This window comes from Jatrophihabitans fulvus (assembly GCF_054781375.1).
The window spans coordinates 508,061-523,847 of sequence record NZ_BAAGUN010000001.1 but is presented as its reverse complement, the minus strand read 5'-3'; the positions used below and the strand labels follow the sequence as shown (position 1 = coordinate 523,847).

Here is a 15,787-nt window from a genome sequence, read left to right as displayed (position 1 = left end):
TCGCGCTGGAGGTGGTGGTCCGGGCCGCACGGCGACCTCGTGACCGCGACATGTGGTCGGAGCCACACGACGAAACTGTGCACAGGTTACACACCTGTATACAGAAAACAAGGCAGAACTTTGCCAGTTGTCATCCGCCGGAAACACCGGCAACGTAGGGCACAAGCACGAGCGTTCAGCATCTTTGCCGCACGACGCTTGGCCGACGCAGTGTCGTTCACCACGCGCATTCCTGAACAGATCAAACTTTCTGTATGCAGTTCGTACATCTTCGTGGAGGACGCCATGGCGACCGCAGTCCCGGCCGCGCCTCGCACGTCGCTCTTCCTGCCCGCCCTCGCCACGGAGCGCGCGCGGCGAGCGGCGCAGGCAGGGGCGGACGAGATCGTTCTCGACCTGGAGGACAGCATCGCGACGGCACGCAAGGCCGAGGCTCGTGAACGGCTGGCGGACACCGCGCGGGAACTACGGGCCCACGGTTTCGCCGGCACGGTCACCGTCCGCGTGAACCACCGGGCGGACAGCGGTCCCGACGCGGACGCGCTACCCGCCGACGTGCGGGCCTGCGTCGAGGCGGGACTGCGCTCCCTGCTGGTCCCGAAGGTCGAACGGGCCGACGACGTGCACGCGGTGCGCGAGGCACTTGTCGCCGCGGGCGGCGACGCGGAGCTAGGAGTGCTCATCGAGAGCAGCCGGGCCGTGCTGGACGTGGGCGACGTCCTACGCGACAGCGGGACCCTGCGCTCGGTGGCGCTGGGCAACGAGGACCTGCGCGCGGAACTGGAACTCGGCGCTCCCGGCCGACACTCCGAGCCGCCGGGCCTGGTGTGGGCGCACGGCGCGCTCGTGCTCGCCGCCCACGCCCATGGCATTCCCGCGCTCGGCATCGCCGGCTCCCTCGCCGAGCTCGACGACCTCGACCTGCTCGGTACGTGGGGCGTGGCGGCGCGGCGCATGGGCTACGCCGGCACGTACTGCGTGCACCCGCGGCAGGTGCCTGTCCTGAACCGTGCCTACTCCCCCGATGCGGTCGACCTCGACTGGGCGCGACGGGTCGTCGCGACCGCCGACGACCCGGACACCGACCCGCGCGGAGCGTTCCGTCTCGACGGGCGAATGGTCGACGCACCGCTCGTCGAACGGGCGCGGCGCATCATCGCCACTGCGTGCGTGGACCCGATCGACCCGATTTGACCGACGGCCTACTCCTCGGGCTTGCGCCACGACTCGAGCACGACCTGGGTCTTCGTCCCGGTCACGCCTCCTCCGGTCCTCAGCCGGTTGACGACGTGCTGCAGCTGCTCGATGCTGCGGACCCGGATGCGCACGAACGCGTCCGGATCCCCCGCCATCGTCAGCACCTCCTCGACCTCGGGGATGGCGGCCGCGAACGCCACGATGTGGGCCAGATCGAGATCTCCGGCGAAGCGGAGTTCCGTCACGGCCTCGAGACTGCCGCCGATGCGCGAGTAGTCGACGCGGGCGCCGTAGCCCGAGATCACACCCTGAGCCTCGAGCCGCGCGATCCGTCTCGACACCGGCGCCACGGTCAGGTTCACCCGTTCGGCGACATCGCGGACGGTGCGGCGACCGTCCTGCTGCAGCAGCTGCAGGATGCGCCGGTCGATCTCGTCGACCCGGACCGGCTCGTCGTGCCCGCTGCCACCGTCCGCCACGGTCGCGACCGTAGGTCCGGACGCAACAAACGATCACCCGATCGCTCTCACCTGTTGGACCTTCGTGCGTACGCGCGCACGTCAGGTGCGCGAGTGTTGCTCCGGCGGCCGAGCGCGCAGAGGCTGCTCGCACAGAGCGGGCGGCGCGCCCGACCCGCCGGACGACGCGAGGGCGAGATGACCGAACACACCATCACCGTTTCCGGGCAGGGCGGGCTGCGACTGCTGTCGGCGGTCTGCGGCGTGCTCCGGCACCGCGGCGCGGACCTGTCGAGCATGACCTGTTCGCACGGCGCCACGGGCGAGCTCCACCTCAGTCTGGTTGTCACGGCCGACGCCGAACGGGACATCGAGTTGTTGCTCAAGCAGCTCAATCGCGTCGTGGGGGTGGCCCGCACGGTGCACGTCACCGAGCGCCTCGCCCACCGCCGCCGACTGGTGCTCGTCAGGGTGAGGGCCGACGACGCGCACCGGGGGCAGGTGCTCGACGTGGCCCGGGCGTTCGGCGCCGAGATCCTCGAGGTCTGCCCCACGAGCATGAGCGTCGCGCTCACTGCCGACCCGCGCCGCGTCGCCGACTTCCTCGACGTCCTCGCGCCCTTCGGCGTCACGGAATGCATCGACGGCGGAACGACCGCCCTGCGCACCGGGTCGACGCGCGGTGTCGCGCGGCGCCCGCACCTGAGCCGGGTGGTCGCATGAGCGCGTCCGTGGCCATGCAGCCGACGCTCGCGGCCGTCCCCGACCCCGTTCCCGGGCCCGAGCCGGTGCAGTTGCTCCGCCCGGACGGGTCGCTCGACGCGAGCTCCCCGGTCGATCTCGACGTCACGCCCGAACTGTGCCGGCGGCTGTTCCGCGACATGGTCGTCGCCCGCGCCCTCGACCGGGAGGCGTTCCACCTCCAGCGCCAAGGCCAACTGGGCCTGTGGCTCTCGCTCGAGGGACAGGAGGCCTCGCAGATCGGCTCGGCACACGCCGTACGCACGTCCGACTGGATCTTCCCGTCGTACCGCGAACACGCGGTGGGCCTCGTGCGCGGTCTCACCCCCGCCCAGCTGCTGACCCAGTGGCGCGGCACCGCCCACGGCGGATGGGACCCCGCCGACACCAGGATGCACATCTACAGCCTGGTGCTCGGCACCCAGACGCTGCACGCCACTGGCTACGCGATGGGCGTCAAGGCCGACGGCGGCGACGAGGTGGTGTTGACCTACGTCGGTGACGGAGCCATGAGCCAGGGTGACGCGAGCGAGGCGCTCAACTGGTCAGCGGTGACCGGCGCGCCCGTCGTCTTCTTCTGTCAGAACAACCAGTGGGCCATCTCGACGCCGGTCTCGGCGCAGACGGCCACGCCGATCCACCGGCGTGCCGCCGGCTTCGGGCTCGACACGTCCTACGTCGACGGCAACGACGTGCTGGCGGTCTACGCCGTCACGCGCGCCGCCGTCGAGGCCGTCCGCGCCGGCGGCCGCCCCGCGTTCATCGAGGCGCTCACCTACCGCATGGCCGGACACAGCACGTCCGACGATCCGCGGCGCTACCGCGACGCGGACGAGCTGCGGACGTGGCAGGACCGCGACCCGATCGCCCGCCTGCGCACCCTGCTGCTCACCGAGCAGTGGGGGGACGACAGCTGGCTGTCGGAGGTCGACACCGAGGCCGCCGACCTCGGCAGTCAGACCCGCGCCGCGTGCCTCGCCCTCCCCGAACCCGAGTTGGAAGCCACGTTCGCGCACACCCTCGCCGAGGAGACCGCAGCCCTCCGCGTGGAACGCCAGGAATTCACCGCGTACCGGAGGTCACTGCTGTGAGCGTCGCGAGCCTGACCGAACCCGCCGGTGCGACCGCGGTCCAGCGCCTTCCCCTCGGCAAGGCGCTCAACGCCGGCCTGCGGCGGGCCATGACGGACGACCCCAAGGTCGTCCTGATCGGGGAGGACATCGGGGCGCTCGGCGGCGTCTTCAGGGTCACCGAGGGCCTGCTCGACGAGTTCGGCCCGGACCGGGTGTTCGACAGCCCGCTGGCCGAGTCGGCCATCGTCGGCACAGCGCTCGGACTGGCGCTGCGCGGGTACCGGCCCGTGTGCGAGATCCAGTTCGACGGCTTCGTCTATCCCGGGTTCGACCAGATCGTCAGCCAGTTGGCGAAGATGCGGGCGCGGTCCGGTGGCCGGCTCGCAGTCCCCGTCACGATCCGCATCCCCGTCGGCGGCGGCATCGGAGCCGTCGAGCACCACAGCGAGTCGAACGAGGCGTACTTCTGCCACACACCGGGGCTGCGGGTCGTCGCCTGCGCGAGCCCCGCCGACGCCCACGTCATGATCCAGCAGGCCGTCGCGTGCGACGACCCGGTGATCTTCTACGAACCCAAGCGGCGCTATTGGGACAGCGCCGACGTCGTCGTCGGGGCTCCGACCGCAGAGCATCTGTCGCTGGAGCAGGCCCGCGTCGTGCGTGAGGGCACCGACGTCACCGTCATCGCCTGGGGACCGGCCGTCGGTACGGCGCTCGACGCGGCCCGGGTCGCAGGCGAGGAGGGACGGTCGCTGGAAGTCATCGACGCGAGATCGCTCTCGCCCCTGGACAGCGACGCCTTCGCCCGCTCCGCCCGCCGCACCGGTCGGGTGGTGGTCGTGCACGAGGCACCGACGTTCGCCGGGCTCGGCGCCGAGGTGTGCGCCCAGGTCACCACCCGCTGCTTCGAGTTCCTGCACGCGCCGGTCGTAAGGGTCGGCGGCTACAACGTGCCCTACCCGCCGAGCCGGGTCGAGGACCTCTACCTACCCAGCATCGACCGCGTCCTCGACGCGGTCGAGCAGGTGCTCACCTACTGACGCCGTCACGCACCGGGAGCGAGCCGCAGTGACCCAGATCTTCAACATGCCGGACGTCGGAGAAGGCCTCACCGAGGCCGAGGTGGTGACCTGGCACGTGCAGGTCGGCGACGAGGTCTCGGTGAACCAGACTCTCATCGAGGTCGAGACCGCCAAGGCCGTCGTGGACCTGCCGAGCCCCTACGCCGGCGTGGTCACCACCCTGCACTGCGCAGCCGGCGACGTCGTCCCGGTCGGTTCGCCGATCATCACCATCGGCGGCGGGACGGACGGCGAGACCCCGTCCGACAGCCCGGCCGAAAGTCCGTCCGAAAGTCCAACCGAAGCACTATCGGAGACCCGGGACGCGACGGTGGCGACACCGGAGCCGATGGCCGTCGAGACCGAGGTGTCGGCGCCGCGTCGCGAGCCCGTCCTCGTTGGCTACGGCACCCGGCACGGGGAGGTCGCGCGACGGCGCCGCAGCCCCGGTTGGTCGCCACCCCGCATCGGGTCGGGGACCGACGAGCGCACTGGCCGTGCCGCGCCCATCACTCCCCCGGTCCGCAAGCTGGCCCGCAGCCTCGGTGTCGACCCGGCGCAGGTGGCCCCCACCGGACCGCGCGGCCAGGTCACGCGCGGCGACGTCCAGCAGGCGGCCGCGCACCTCACGCCGACGGCCCGCACGGGCTCGGCGGAGCCGACCGAGACGCGCATCCCGGTCAAGGGCGTCCGCAAGCACATCGCCGAGGCCATGGTGACGAGCGCGTTCACCGCTCCGCACGTGACCGAGTGGATCACCGTCGACATCACCCGGACTCTGCGGCTGCTCGCCGACCTGCGGGCCGACCGGGCGTTCGCGAACGTGCGGCTCACCCCGCTGGTGATGGTGGCGCGCGCCGTGGTGCTGTCACTCGGCCGGCACCCGGAGATCAACGCCCGTTGGGACGACGCCGCCCAGGAGATCGTGCAGCTGCACGACGTCGGCCTGGGCATCGCCGTCGCCAGCCCACGGGGACTCATCGTGCCCAACGTCGCGGCTGCGCAGCGCCTGTCGTTCCGCGAGCTCGCCGACGCGATCGCCGGCCTGGTCGAGGACGGTCGTGCGAACCGCACGACGCCCGAGCGGATGCGCGGAGGCACCTTCACGATCACCAACGTCGGCGTCTTCGGGGTCGAGGGTGCCACGCCGATCCTCAACCCCGGCGAGTCGGCGATCCTGTCGCTCGGGAGCACCGTCGAACGCCCGTGGGTGCACAAGGGCAGGATCCGCAAGCGTTCCGTGACCACGTTGTGCCTGTCGTTCGACCACCGGCTCGTCGACGGCGAACTCGGCTCGCAGTTCCTCGCCGACGTGGGCCGCGTCCTCGAGTCGCCAGCCCGCGCGCTGTCCTGGTGACCGCGCGGCGCGCTGCGAGGGCAGCCACACCGTTTCGCTGGACGGGACCGCCGGCTGGCGTCCCCGATGGCGCAGGCCGACCCTGACCATCGTGACTTCAGCTCCCGATACCGCCGCCGTCGACGAGGCCGTGGCCCGGCTGTCGCAGGCGAGCCTCACCGGCGTGCCGTGCGCCCCCGTGCGCGACCTCGTCGGACGCGACGACGTCGCCACCGCCTACGCCGTGCAGCGCGAGCTCGCCGACCGGCGTCGCGCGGGCGGGGCGCGCGTCGTCGGACGCAAGATCGGGTTGACCGCCCCGGCGGTGCAGGCCCAGCTCGGTGTCGACCAGCCCGACTTCGGTCTGCTGTTCGACGACATGCAGGTCACCGGGACGGCGCCGATGGCCCGGTTGCTGCAGCCGAAGGTCGAGGCCGAGATCGCCTTCGTGCTGGCGGCCGGCCTCGACGACCCCGACGCGACGCCCTCGTCGGTGCGGCCCGCGGTCGCCTACGCGCTCGCCGCGATCGAGATCGTCGACAGCCGCATCGCCGGCTGGGACATCAGCTTCGGCGACACGGTCGCCGACAACGCCTCGAGCGGACTGTTCGTCCTCGGGGAACGGCAGCTGCGCCTCGACGAGTTCGAGCCGCGCGAGGTGACGATGACGCTGCTGCTGGACGGCCGGCCGGTGTCCGAAGGGCGGGGGGACGCCTGCCTCGGCGACCCGCTCGCGGCGCTCGCCTGGCTCGCCGCGACCGCGGCCCGGGTGGGCGACCCGCTGCGCGCGGGCGACGTCGTGCTGTCCGGGGCGCTCGGGCCGATGGTGGCCGTCGGCGCCGGGTCCGACGTCCGCGCCGAGCTCGACCCGCTGGGCGGCGTCGGCGTCCGCTTCGTCGAAGGAGAACGGGAATGACGCGCGTCAAGGTGGCGATCATCGGGTCGGGCAACATCGGCACCGATCTCATGATCAAGGTGCTGCGACTGTCCGACACCCTCGAGATGGGTGCGATGGTCGGCATCGATCCGGAGTCGGACGGTCTGGCCCGCGCCCGGCGCATGGGTGTGCCGACGACCTCGGACGGCGTCGACGGGCTCATCGCGCTCGAGGGCTTCGACGCGATCGGCATCGTCTTCGACGCCACCTCGGCGAAGGCGCACGTCGCGAACGCGGCGAAACTCGCCCCTTTCGGCAAGCGCCTGGTCGACCTCACCCCGGCGGCGATCGGCCCGTACACGGTGCCGGTCGTGAACCTGGAGGCGAACCTCGACGCCGACGACGTCAACATGGTCACCTGCGGCGGGCAGGCCACCATCCCGATGGTCGCCGCGGTCGCGTCGGTGACGCCGGTGCACTACGGGGAGATCGTCGCCTCGATCGCGTCGCGGTCGGCGGGGCCGGGCACGAGAGCGAACATCGACGAGTTCACCGAGACCACGAAGGCGGCGATCGAGCAGGTGGGCGGCGCCGCCCGGGGCAAGGCGATCATCGTGCTGAACCCGGCCGAGCCGCCGCTCATCATGCGCGACACAGTCCTGACCCTGACCGACCGGCTGGACGAGGCCACCCGCGCACGCGTCGCCGACGCCGTGGACGCGATGGCCGCGCAGGTCGCCGCATACGTGCCCGGATACCGACTCAAGCAGCGCGTGCAGTTCCGCGACGTCGACGCCGCGGAGGGCACCCACCTGCTGGCTCCCGGCCTGCCGGCGGGCCTGCGCACACAGGTCAGCGTGTTCCTCGAGGTGGAGGGCGCCGCCCACTACCTGCCCGCCTACGCCGGCAATCTCGACATCATGACCTCGGCCGCGCTGCGGGTCGGCGAACGCATCGCCGAACGACTCGGAATGGAGGCCCTGGCATGAGCGGCCCCACCGTCTACGTCCAGGACGTGACCCTGCGCGACGGCATGCACGCCGTGCGGCACAAATACACGATCGACGACGTCACCGCCATCGCCGCCGCGCTCGACGCGGCCGGGGTCGACGCGATCGAGATCGCGCACGGCGACGGCCTCGCCGGCTCGTCGCTGACCTACGGGGTCGGCGCGCACACCGACGACGAGTGGATCGGCGCCGTCGCGGCCGTCGTGAAGAACGCGCGGCTGACCACGTTGCTGCTGCCCGGCATCGGCACCATCGAGAACCTCGAGCGGGCCCACGAGCTCGGCATCAACTCGGTGCGCGTGGCCACGCATGCCACCGAGGCCGACATCGCCGCGCAGCACATCGCGAAGGCCCGCGAGCTCGGCATGGACGTCTCCGGTTTCCTCATGATGAGCCACATGGCCGCGCCCAGCGCGCTCGCCGAGCAGGCGAAGCTGATGGAGTCCTACGGCGCGCACTGCATCTACGTCACCGACTCCGGTGGCCGCCTCACGATGAGCGGCGTCCGCGACCGTGTCCGCGCGTACCGCGACATCCTGCAGCCGGAAACCCAGTTGGGCATCCACGCCCACCAGAACCTCTCGCTGGCCGTGGCCAACACCGTCGTCGCCGTCGAGGAGGGCGTCACGCGCGTCGACGCCTCACTGGCCGGCATGGGCGCCGGGGCGGGCAACTGCCCCATCGAGCCGCTCGTCGCGGTCGCGAACATCTCCGGCTGGGACCACCGCTGCGACCTCTTCGCCCTGCAGGACGCCGCCGACGATCTCGTCCGGCCCCTGCAGGACCGTCCGGTGCAGGTCGACCGCGAGACCCTCACCCTCGGCTACGCCGGCGTCTACTCCAGCTTCCTGCGCCACGCCGAGCGCGCAGCGACCACCTACGGCCTCGATACCCGCGACATCCTCGTCGAGGTCGGCCGCCGCGGGCTGGTCGGCGGCCAGGAGGACATGATCGTCGACATCGCCCTGGACCTCGCGGGCTCGTCCCGGTAGCTCCACGAGAACGGCGCCGGCCCCCACCCGGGGTCCGGCGCCGTCGGCGGGTTGCCTGCGCGGGTCAGGTCTGCGGCAGCGGGTCGCCCTCGAGCGAGAACTCCGACACCCGCGAGGCCTGCGTGCCGATCTTCTGGTAGAGCTCGCCGCGGGCGGCGTTCTTGGCCCGCATCGTGTCCCGGCCCTCGCGGCCGAACATGCTGGTGTAGAGCGGGAGCAGCTCGGCCGGAGCGAACTCCACGTACTGCCGGTTCTCGATCCAGACGCCCTGGAACTTGAACGGGCCGTCGAAGAAGCGCGTGTGCCAGCCCTCGGCCTCGCAGATCTCGCGGATCCGTTCCACGGACACTGCGGACTTCCAGAGCGTGTGGTTGTACGTGTAGGTGGAGACGTCCTCGTCCATCACCTTCTCCACCGCGGTCGCGACGTCGTCGGGAACCCACGCCACGTTGCTCGGCGCGAGCTCGACGAGCGTGCCGATCTCGTCGAAGAGGCACACCCACACCGACTCCGGCCCGTACGGCGGCACCGGCGGTCGGACCACCTCACCGCCCAGGATCTCGGCCAGGATCGGCGCGACATGCGCAGGATCGTTCGCGTTGAAGGACCAGTGGACGAGCATCCGTCTCTCCCGTTACGTCGTCGATGTGGCGGTGGCGCGGCGCTGGGCCAGCACCGCGAGCAGGGGCTCGGGATCGAACCAGTACACCCGGATCGTCGCGATCTTCCCGTCGCGCACGGTGATCTCCTCGGCGATCCGGACGGGGGCGCCGGAGTCGAGCAGGCGCAGGGACATGATGCGCACCGCGCGCTCGCCGTCGGCGACGACGCTCTCGACCCGCACGGACGGCAGGTCGAGCAGAGCCGACGCCCCCTTCATCACCGCGAGGAAGCCGTCGCGGCCGTGATGGATCCCGCCGTAGGGCAGGAAGGGCGGCTCGTCGAGCACGAGATCGTCGTGCAGCGTCACGAGGACGGCCTCGAGGCCGCCGGCGGACGTGCGTGAGACGAGCTCTCTGGTCGCCTCGGTGTCCGGGCTGGTCACGGGGTGTGACGCTAGCGCGCAGCGCATCGCCGACGGCCGCTTCCGGTCCACATCGTGATTCGGCGCCCCGTCCCGCCCAGTGGGTCGCGACGTTTGGCACGGCAGCCGTCGCGTGGGTCCATGGCCCTCCCGGCCACGGCGGTGCGCCACCGCCCCGGCCGCCCGGCGACGAAGGGATGACAGCAGATGCCGATCAGCGACTGGGATCCGACCTCGATCGAGGTCCGTGACCATTCCGACGCCGTGCTCGCACGGATGCGGGCCGAGTGTCCCGTGGCCTGGAGCGACGCGTTCGGCGGGTTCTGGGCGCTCTCGAAGTACGAGGACATCAACTACGCCGGTCGGCACCCCGAGATCTTCAGCATCGAGGAACAGTTCGTCATCCCGCAGCAGGACTTCGGCGGCATCCGCTGGAAGCCGCAGCAGAGCGACCCGCCGGAGCACAAGAAGTACCGGGACGTGTTGCAGCCCGCCTTCACGCCGGCGCGGGTGCGCTCGTTCGAGAAGCGGTTCCGCGAATTCGCGATCGAGCTGATCGAGTCGGCCGGCCGGCCGTCCGAGATCGAGTTCTGCCGCGACTACGGACGGCCGTACACCGGCGGTCTGCTCTGCCTGTTCCTCGGCTTCCCCGACAGCGACAAGCATCAGCTGACCGAGTGGACGATGCGGACGCTCGCGGCCGCCCACGCCCAGGACCTGCCCGCGCTGTCGGCGGTGTTCCAGGAGATCTCGGCCTACATCACCGCGCTGCGCGAGGACCGCCGGGCGAACCCCCGGCCGCCGGGCGAGGACCTCATGAGCCAGGTGCTGGCAGGTCGTGTCGACGGTGAGCCGCTCAGCGATCCCGACATCGAGGGCATGTTCAAGCAGTTGATGAGCGCCGGTCACGAGACGAGCGGGACGACGCTGGCGTCGCTGGTGCATTACCTGGCCGAGAACCCGGACCTGCAGGACCGCTTGCGTCAGGACCCCGGGCTCGTCCCGGCGGCGGTCGAGGAGGCGATCCGGATGTGGGGCGCCGTGTTCGGTCTGGCGCGGACGACCAGGTGCCCCGTCACCCTGCGGGACACGACGATCCCGGAGGGCGAGCTCGTCGCTCTGCTCTGGTCGTCAGCCGGCAACGACGAGGAGATCCACCCGGACGCGGACGTGTTCCGGCTCGATCGCGAACGCAACGCCAAGCATCTCTCCTTCGGCACCGGCGTCCACCGGTGCATCGGCGCCGACCTCGCCCGGATGTCGCTGCGCGTCGCGGTCGAGGAACTGCTCGCACGCACGATCAGCATCACGCCCGCCGGCCCGACGAGCGGCGCGGCCTGGCCGGCCCGCGGCATCGGCCATCTCCCCCTCACCGTCGAATGGGCCGGCTGAGGGCGGCGTCCGCACACAGTCGTCCGCCCCTGGGACCGTGGTGGTCCCAGGGGCGGAGCTGTCGCCGGGTGCCGGAGGTAGTCGCTGTCAGTACGTGACCGGGAGTTCGGCGATCCCGTACACCATCTTGGTGTCGCGGAACGCCAGCTCCGACATCGGGACGGCGAGCCGCAGGCCGGGCAACCGATGGAACAGGGTCCAGAACGCGATCTGCATCTCCACCCGTGCCAGCGTGAGACCGAGGCAGAGGTGGACGCCGTGACCGAAGCCGAGGTGCTTGCGGACCGCGCTGCGCAGGTCGAGGCGGTCCGGGTCCTCGAACGCGCGGGGGTCGCGGTTGGCCGCCGGGACGTTGATGATGACGCCGTCGCCGGCACGGATGAGCGCACCGCCGACCTCTACGTCCTCGGTGGCCACACGGACCAACCCGTTCTCGATGACCGACAGGTAGCGCATGAGTTCCTCGACAGGCGCGGCGAGCGAGGCGGGGGTTTCAGCGTCCGTGATCGCCGCGCGCTGGTCGGGGTTCTCGAGGATCGCCAGCGTGCCCATCGCGATCATGTTGGCCGTCGTCTCGTGCCCCGCGACGATCAGCAACATGCACATGCCGACGAGATCCTCGACGCCGAGCGCTCCGGATGCCACCTGGTCGGCCAGCAGCCGGCTGATGATGTCGTCGCCTGGCTCGTGCTGCTTGCGGGCGACGAGCTCGCCGAGGTACCCGGCCAACCGGCCGGTCGCCGCGATCATCTCGTCCGCGCTCGACTTCATGTCCATCATGACGGCGGTCGACTGCTGGAACACGTCGTGGTCGTCGAAAGGCACCCCGAGCATGATCGACATGGCCAGTGACGGCATCGGCAGCGCGAACTGTTCGACCAGATCGGCCCTGGGTCCGGACGCGAGGATGTCGTCGACGAAACGATCTGCGATGTCCTGCAGCGGCGCCCGCATCGCCTCGATGCGGCGCGCGGTGAACTCCCGGGTGAGCATGCCGCGCATGCGGGCGTGCTCGGGGTCGTCCATGCGCAGGAACGTCCGGCGCATCGGCATCTTCGCGTCGCGTTCGGACGCGGCCGGCAGGCCACGACTGCCGTCGGCGCTGAAGCGCGGATCGGCCAGCACAGCACGCACGTCGGCGTGGCGGGTGACCAGCCATGGCTCGGTGCCGTTCCACAGCCGCACGCGCTCCGTGCCCGTGGACTCCCGGATGTCGACATAGTCCTCCGGCGGGTCGAAGGGACACGCGCCGCGCAGCACCGGGTAGATGTGGCCGGTTGTCTCGTGACTCAGCATGGGTCTCCTTGAGGTCGTCGCCGGGGTCACCGACGGTGCCGCGAACGGGTGGCGGGCCGAGCGAAGTACCGCGGCGCGGACCCGTCAACGGACCGGTTCCGCCCTGCGAGAACCCGGCAGCAACCACCCGGCCTCATCAGGTGAGACGTGTGACTCGTCCGGCGGCACGCGCGTGGTCAGACTGCGGACGCCGGCCACCACCGTCGCCCCGTCCCCGCAGACCCGTACCGAACGGAGAAGACGCCCATGGCATCCCCTCGCAGCGACCTCTACATCGGAGGCGCGTTCCGTCCGGCCCACTCCGGCGCGACGGTCACGTTGACGAACCCGGCGACCGAGCAGGTGATCACGACCGTCCCGGAGGCGGGCGCCGAGGACGTCGACGCCGCCGTGCGCGCGGCGCGCGGCGCGTTGGGTGAGTGGAGCGCATTGCAGCCGAAGGAGCGCGCCGATGTCCTCGACGCCGTCGCCGACGCCTACGACGCCCGCAGCGATGAGATCAAGTCGCTGATCACCGAGCAGAACGGCTCGCCGCAGTGGTGGACCGGATTCACCGACGGCGCCGGTACCTACCGTTTCGCGGCGATGCTCGCGCGCCAGTTCGAGGTCGAGGAGCTGAGCGAGATGCTCGGCTCGCGCGGCATCATCCGTCGTGAGGCCGTCGGCGTGGTCGCGGCGATCGTCCCCTGGAACGCGCCGCAGGCGCTGCTGGGCGGCAAGGTCGGGATGGCGCTGGCGGCGGGGTGCACCGTGGTCGCCAAGCCGTCGCCCGAGACGTCCCTCGACGCTCTCGTTCTGGGCGAGGTGTTCATGGCCGCGGGCATCCCGGCCGGTGTCATGAACATCGTCACCGGCGGGGCCCCCACCGGCGACGCACTCGTCCGTCACGACGGAGTCGACAAGGTCGCGTTCACCGGCTCGACGGCCACCGGACGCGCGATCGGCGCGATCTGCGGCGAGCGGTTGACACCGTTGACGGCCGAACTGGGCGGCAAGTCCGCCGCGCTGCTGCTCGACGACGCCGACCTGGACGTGTTCGCCGCGGCCATCAACCCGCAGTGCATCCCGTACAGCGGCCAGGTGTGCTTCGCCGCATCCCGGGTGCTCGCCCCACGCAGCCGCCTCGGCGAGGTGCTGGACGCGATCACCACCACTCTGGAGGCCACGCAGGTCGGTGACCCCAGCGATCCGGCGACCACCATCGGCCCGATCGTCACCGCCCGTCAGCGGGACCGCGTCGAGTCCTACATCCGCTACGGCCTCGACGAGGGCGCAAAGGCCGTGCTCGGCGGCGGACGACCGGCCGGACTGGACCGCGGCTACTACGTGAGCCCGACGGTGTTCAGCGACGTGACGCCGCGCATGCGGATCTTCCAGGAGGAGATCTTCGGCCCGGTTCTGACCGTGACGGCGTACGACGACGAGCAGGACGCGATCGCGCTGCACAACGATTCGCAGTACGGCCTGAACGGGCTCGTGTACAGCGGCGACGTCGGCCGCGCGACCGACGTCGCACGGCGGTTGGAGACCGGCCGGGTGTGCGTCAACGGCGACTGGGGTCCGCCGAACCCGTTCTCCGGCTACAAGAACAGCGGCGTGAACGGCGGTGGGTTCGAACGCATCGAGGAGTACGTGCAGGTGAAGACGATCTCGCAGCCGACCGCCTGACCCGCACGTTCACGACACTCACGAGGAGAACGCAATGGCACGAGTCGAGGGCAAGGTCGCCTTCATCACCGGGGCGGCGCGCGGTCAGGGACGCAGCCACGCGGTGCGGTTGGCCGAGGAGGGCGCCGACATCATCGCGATCGACATCTGCGCGCCGGTCAAGACCAACATCGCCAAGCCCGCGACGGAGGAGGACCTGGCCGAAACCGTCCGCCAGGTCGAGGCGCTCGACCGGCGCATCGTCGCGAGGACGGTCGACGTCCGCGACTTTGACGCCCTGTCCGCTGCAGTCACGGACGGGGTGGCGCAGCTCGGACGGCTCGACGTCGTCGTCGCCAACGCGGTCAGCTGGTCCCACGGCCTCACCCAGGACCTCAGCGAGGCCGAGTGGAGCGAGACGCTCGACGTGGCCGTCACCGGGGTGTGGAACACCTGCCGCGCGACCCTGCCGACGCTGCTGTCCCAGGGCCAGGGCGGGTCGATCGTCATCACGAGCTCCTCGGTGGCGATCAAGGCCGCCCCGAACATGGCGCACTACGTGTCGGCGAAGCACGCGCTGGTGGGCCTCATGAAGTCGCTGGCACTGGAGAACGCGGCGCACTCGATCCGGGTGAACACGATCCACCCGGGTCCGGTCAACACCGACCTGATCCACAACCAGACGAGTTACGACCTGTTCGCCCCCGACCTGCCGAGCGGCAACCGCGACGTGTTCACCGAACGGCTCGCCCCGTTGCTGGCGCTGCCCATCCCGTGGCTCGAGTCGATCGACATCTCCAACGCGGTCCTGTTCCTCGCCTCCGACGAGGCCCGCTACGTCACGGGCACCACCATGGTCGTCGACGGTGGCGCCACGATCATCTGAACGCGCCCCGGCCACGCTCGACGCTTGTCCGCCGTCGGGTTCCGGCGCACGTCACGCGGGCGGGACGCCGTCGCCACGGCCCCGTCCCCTTTCCCTGGAGGGATGCCATGCTCCAGACGGCTCTCCTGCCGGACGTCACACCGCTCTACGTGGGATACGACGACGTGGAACTGCGACACATCTCGCTGGTGCCGTACATGCCGGGCCTCGAGGCGGTGTGCGGAGAGCCCCTGCGCAGAACGGCGCACCCCGGCCCATGGCGCGCCGTCATCGGCGCCGTCACCTGTCCGGCGTGCCGGGGTATCGGGGTCGGCTTCGTGAGCACCGGCGCGCTCGCTCCGGCCGTCGGCCCCGGGCGAGTTCGTTGACGTGACGGGCACCTGCGGGACTGCTGTGGAAGCGCTCGCCCGTCCCAGGCGGGGCAATTACACCCTGCCCGCGTCCCGTCGCGTTACGCTGCAGTTCGACCAATAGAGGACCGGGACCGCTACACCCGGGTATTCGGCGAGTAACGGTGCGCGCACAGGCCCCGAATGCCTGCGTTGACGGGGAATCACACAAGGGTGAGGCCGTGAGACCTCATAATCCCTGGGTCGCGGGTTCGAGCCCCGCCCGCCCCACAACCCCCGAATGTCGGGGGCCGGTCGCGCGGTGAGTCGTGGCGTCGTTCCGCACAGCGGCGGGACGGTGTGATCGTCCTTCACCCCCAGCGCTGTCACCGCCAACCGAAGACTCAGTGCTCGTCCGGTGGCATCGAAGACGGAACGTCTCGTCATTGCACCGGGCGCTCGGGCCCC

At 71.0% G+C, this 15,787-nt stretch carries 15 protein-coding genes; 11 read left to right on the top strand and 4 right to left on the bottom strand.

Annotation, left to right across the window (positions count from 1 at the left end; translation table 11 throughout):
* Positions 1–285 precede the first annotated feature (285 nt).
* A complete protein-coding gene (locus tag ACYVP9_RS02565) occupies positions 286–1,194 on the top strand; it encodes an HpcH/HpaI aldolase/citrate lyase family protein (protein WP_460603121.1) in 909 nt (302 codons plus the stop codon).
* A gap of 8 nt (positions 1,195–1,202) precedes the next feature.
* On the opposite strand, the gene ACYVP9_RS02560 is transcribed toward ACYVP9_RS02565, so the two are convergent.
* Positions 1,203–1,676 (bottom strand): Lrp/AsnC family transcriptional regulator, encoded by a 474-nt coding sequence (locus ACYVP9_RS02560; RefSeq protein WP_460603120.1) that lies wholly within the window; start codon positions 1,674–1,676, stop codon positions 1,203–1,205.
* 177 nt (positions 1,677–1,853) lie between these two features.
* On the opposite strand from ACYVP9_RS02560, the gene ilvN reads away from it, so the two are divergent.
* From ilvN to dmpG, 7 genes are all read left to right on the top strand, one after another.
* Positions 1,854–2,378, top strand: coding sequence for an acetolactate synthase small subunit (gene ilvN / locus ACYVP9_RS02555; RefSeq protein ID WP_460603119.1), 525 nt, complete (start codon positions 1,854–1,856; stop codon positions 2,376–2,378).
* A complete protein-coding gene (locus tag ACYVP9_RS02550; protein ID WP_460603118.1) occupies positions 2,375–3,487 on the top strand; it encodes a thiamine pyrophosphate-dependent dehydrogenase E1 component subunit alpha in 1,113 nt (370 codons plus the stop codon). The genes ilvN and ACYVP9_RS02550 overlap by 4 nt, the downstream gene beginning before the upstream one ends.
* Complete coding sequence (locus tag ACYVP9_RS02545) at positions 3,484–4,509, top strand: alpha-ketoacid dehydrogenase subunit beta (RefSeq protein WP_460603117.1); 1,026 nt, start codon at positions 3,484–3,486, stop codon at positions 4,507–4,509. The genes ACYVP9_RS02550 and ACYVP9_RS02545 overlap by 4 nt, the downstream gene beginning before the upstream one ends.
* 28 nt (positions 4,510–4,537) lie before the next feature.
* On the top strand, positions 4,538–5,887 hold the full coding sequence (locus tag ACYVP9_RS02540) for a dihydrolipoamide acetyltransferase family protein (RefSeq protein ID WP_460603116.1): 1,350 nt from the start codon (positions 4,538–4,540) through the stop codon (positions 5,885–5,887).
* Between the two features lie 88 nt (positions 5,888–5,975).
* A complete protein-coding gene (locus ACYVP9_RS02535) occupies positions 5,976–6,782 on the top strand; it encodes a 2-keto-4-pentenoate hydratase (RefSeq protein WP_460604273.1) in 807 nt (268 codons plus the stop codon).
* Positions 6,779–7,732, top strand: a complete 954-nt coding sequence (locus ACYVP9_RS02530) for an acetylating acetaldehyde dehydrogenase (protein ID WP_460603115.1) — start codon at positions 6,779–6,781, stop codon at positions 7,730–7,732. The genes ACYVP9_RS02535 and ACYVP9_RS02530 overlap by 4 nt, the downstream gene beginning before the upstream one ends.
* On the top strand, positions 7,729–8,745 hold the full coding sequence (dmpG, locus tag ACYVP9_RS02525) for a 4-hydroxy-2-oxovalerate aldolase (protein ID WP_460603114.1): 1,017 nt from the start codon (positions 7,729–7,731) through the stop codon (positions 8,743–8,745). Before ACYVP9_RS02530 ends, dmpG begins: the two co-directional genes overlap by 4 nt.
* 64 nt (positions 8,746–8,809) lie before the next feature.
* Here dmpG and ACYVP9_RS02520 read toward each other — a convergent pair whose 3' ends face one another.
* The gene (locus ACYVP9_RS02520) at positions 8,810–9,367 is read right to left on the bottom strand and encodes a hypothetical protein (RefSeq protein ID WP_460603113.1); all 558 of its coding nucleotides are present in this window, start codon (positions 9,365–9,367) and stop codon (positions 8,810–8,812) included.
* 12 nt (positions 9,368–9,379) lie between these two features.
* Positions 9,380–9,790 (bottom strand): nuclear transport factor 2 family protein, encoded by a 411-nt coding sequence (locus ACYVP9_RS02515; protein ID WP_460603112.1) that lies wholly within the window; start codon positions 9,788–9,790, stop codon positions 9,380–9,382.
* Positions 9,791–9,976: 186 nt separating this feature from the next.
* On the opposite strand from ACYVP9_RS02515, the gene ACYVP9_RS02510 reads away from it, so the two are divergent.
* Positions 9,977–11,161 carry a cytochrome P450 family protein gene (locus ACYVP9_RS02510; RefSeq protein ID WP_460603111.1) on the top strand — a complete coding sequence of 395 codons (1,185 nt, stop codon included), beginning with the start codon at positions 9,977–9,979 and terminating at the stop codon, positions 11,159–11,161.
* Positions 11,162–11,248: 87 nt separating this feature from the next.
* Here the strand turns inward: ACYVP9_RS02510 and ACYVP9_RS02505 are convergent, their stop codons facing one another.
* A complete protein-coding gene (locus tag ACYVP9_RS02505; protein WP_460603110.1) occupies positions 11,249–12,457 on the bottom strand; it encodes a cytochrome P450 in 1,209 nt (402 codons plus the stop codon).
* Positions 12,458–12,703: 246 nt separating this feature from the next.
* Here ACYVP9_RS02505 and ACYVP9_RS02500 point away from each other — a divergent pair, with 246 nt between their 5' ends.
* Positions 12,704–14,125 carry an aldehyde dehydrogenase family protein gene (locus ACYVP9_RS02500; protein ID WP_460603109.1) on the top strand — a complete coding sequence of 474 codons (1,422 nt, stop codon included), beginning with the start codon at positions 12,704–12,706 and terminating at the stop codon, positions 14,123–14,125.
* Between the two features lie 34 nt (positions 14,126–14,159).
* Positions 14,160–14,990 carry a mycofactocin-coupled SDR family oxidoreductase gene (locus ACYVP9_RS02495; protein ID WP_460603108.1) on the top strand — a complete coding sequence of 277 codons (831 nt, stop codon included), beginning with the start codon at positions 14,160–14,162 and terminating at the stop codon, positions 14,988–14,990.
* Positions 14,991–15,787 lie beyond the last annotated feature (797 nt).

What these genes read in the sequence shown, in the direction of transcription:
- ACYVP9_RS02510 (WP_460603111.1), top strand. Translation starts at nt 9,977, where the DNA reads ATGCCGATCAGCGACTGGGATCCGACCTCGATCGAGGTCCGTGACCAT.
- ACYVP9_RS02530 (WP_460603115.1), top strand. Translation starts at nt 6,779, where the DNA reads ATGACGCGCGTCAAGGTGGCGATCATCGGGTCGGGCAACATCGGCACC.
- ACYVP9_RS02550 (WP_460603118.1), top strand. Translation starts at nt 2,375, where the DNA reads ATGAGCGCGTCCGTGGCCATGCAGCCGACGCTCGCGGCCGTCCCCGAC.
- ACYVP9_RS02565 (WP_460603121.1), top strand. Translation starts at nt 286, where the DNA reads ATGGCGACCGCAGTCCCGGCCGCGCCTCGCACGTCGCTCTTCCTGCCC.
- dmpG (WP_460603114.1), top strand. Translation starts at nt 7,729, where the DNA reads ATGAGCGGCCCCACCGTCTACGTCCAGGACGTGACCCTGCGCGACGGC.
- ilvN (WP_460603119.1), top strand. Translation starts at nt 1,854, where the DNA reads ATGACCGAACACACCATCACCGTTTCCGGGCAGGGCGGGCTGCGACTG.
- ACYVP9_RS02495 (WP_460603108.1), top strand. Translation starts at nt 14,160, where the DNA reads ATGGCACGAGTCGAGGGCAAGGTCGCCTTCATCACCGGGGCGGCGCGC.
- ACYVP9_RS02500 (WP_460603109.1), top strand. Translation starts at nt 12,704, where the DNA reads ATGGCATCCCCTCGCAGCGACCTCTACATCGGAGGCGCGTTCCGTCCG.
- ACYVP9_RS02505 (WP_460603110.1), bottom strand. Translation starts at nt 12,457, where the DNA reads ATGCTGAGTCACGAGACAACCGGCCACATCTACCCGGTGCTGCGCGGC.
- ACYVP9_RS02520 (WP_460603113.1), bottom strand. Translation starts at nt 9,367, where the DNA reads ATGCTCGTCCACTGGTCCTTCAACGCGAACGATCCTGCGCATGTCGCG.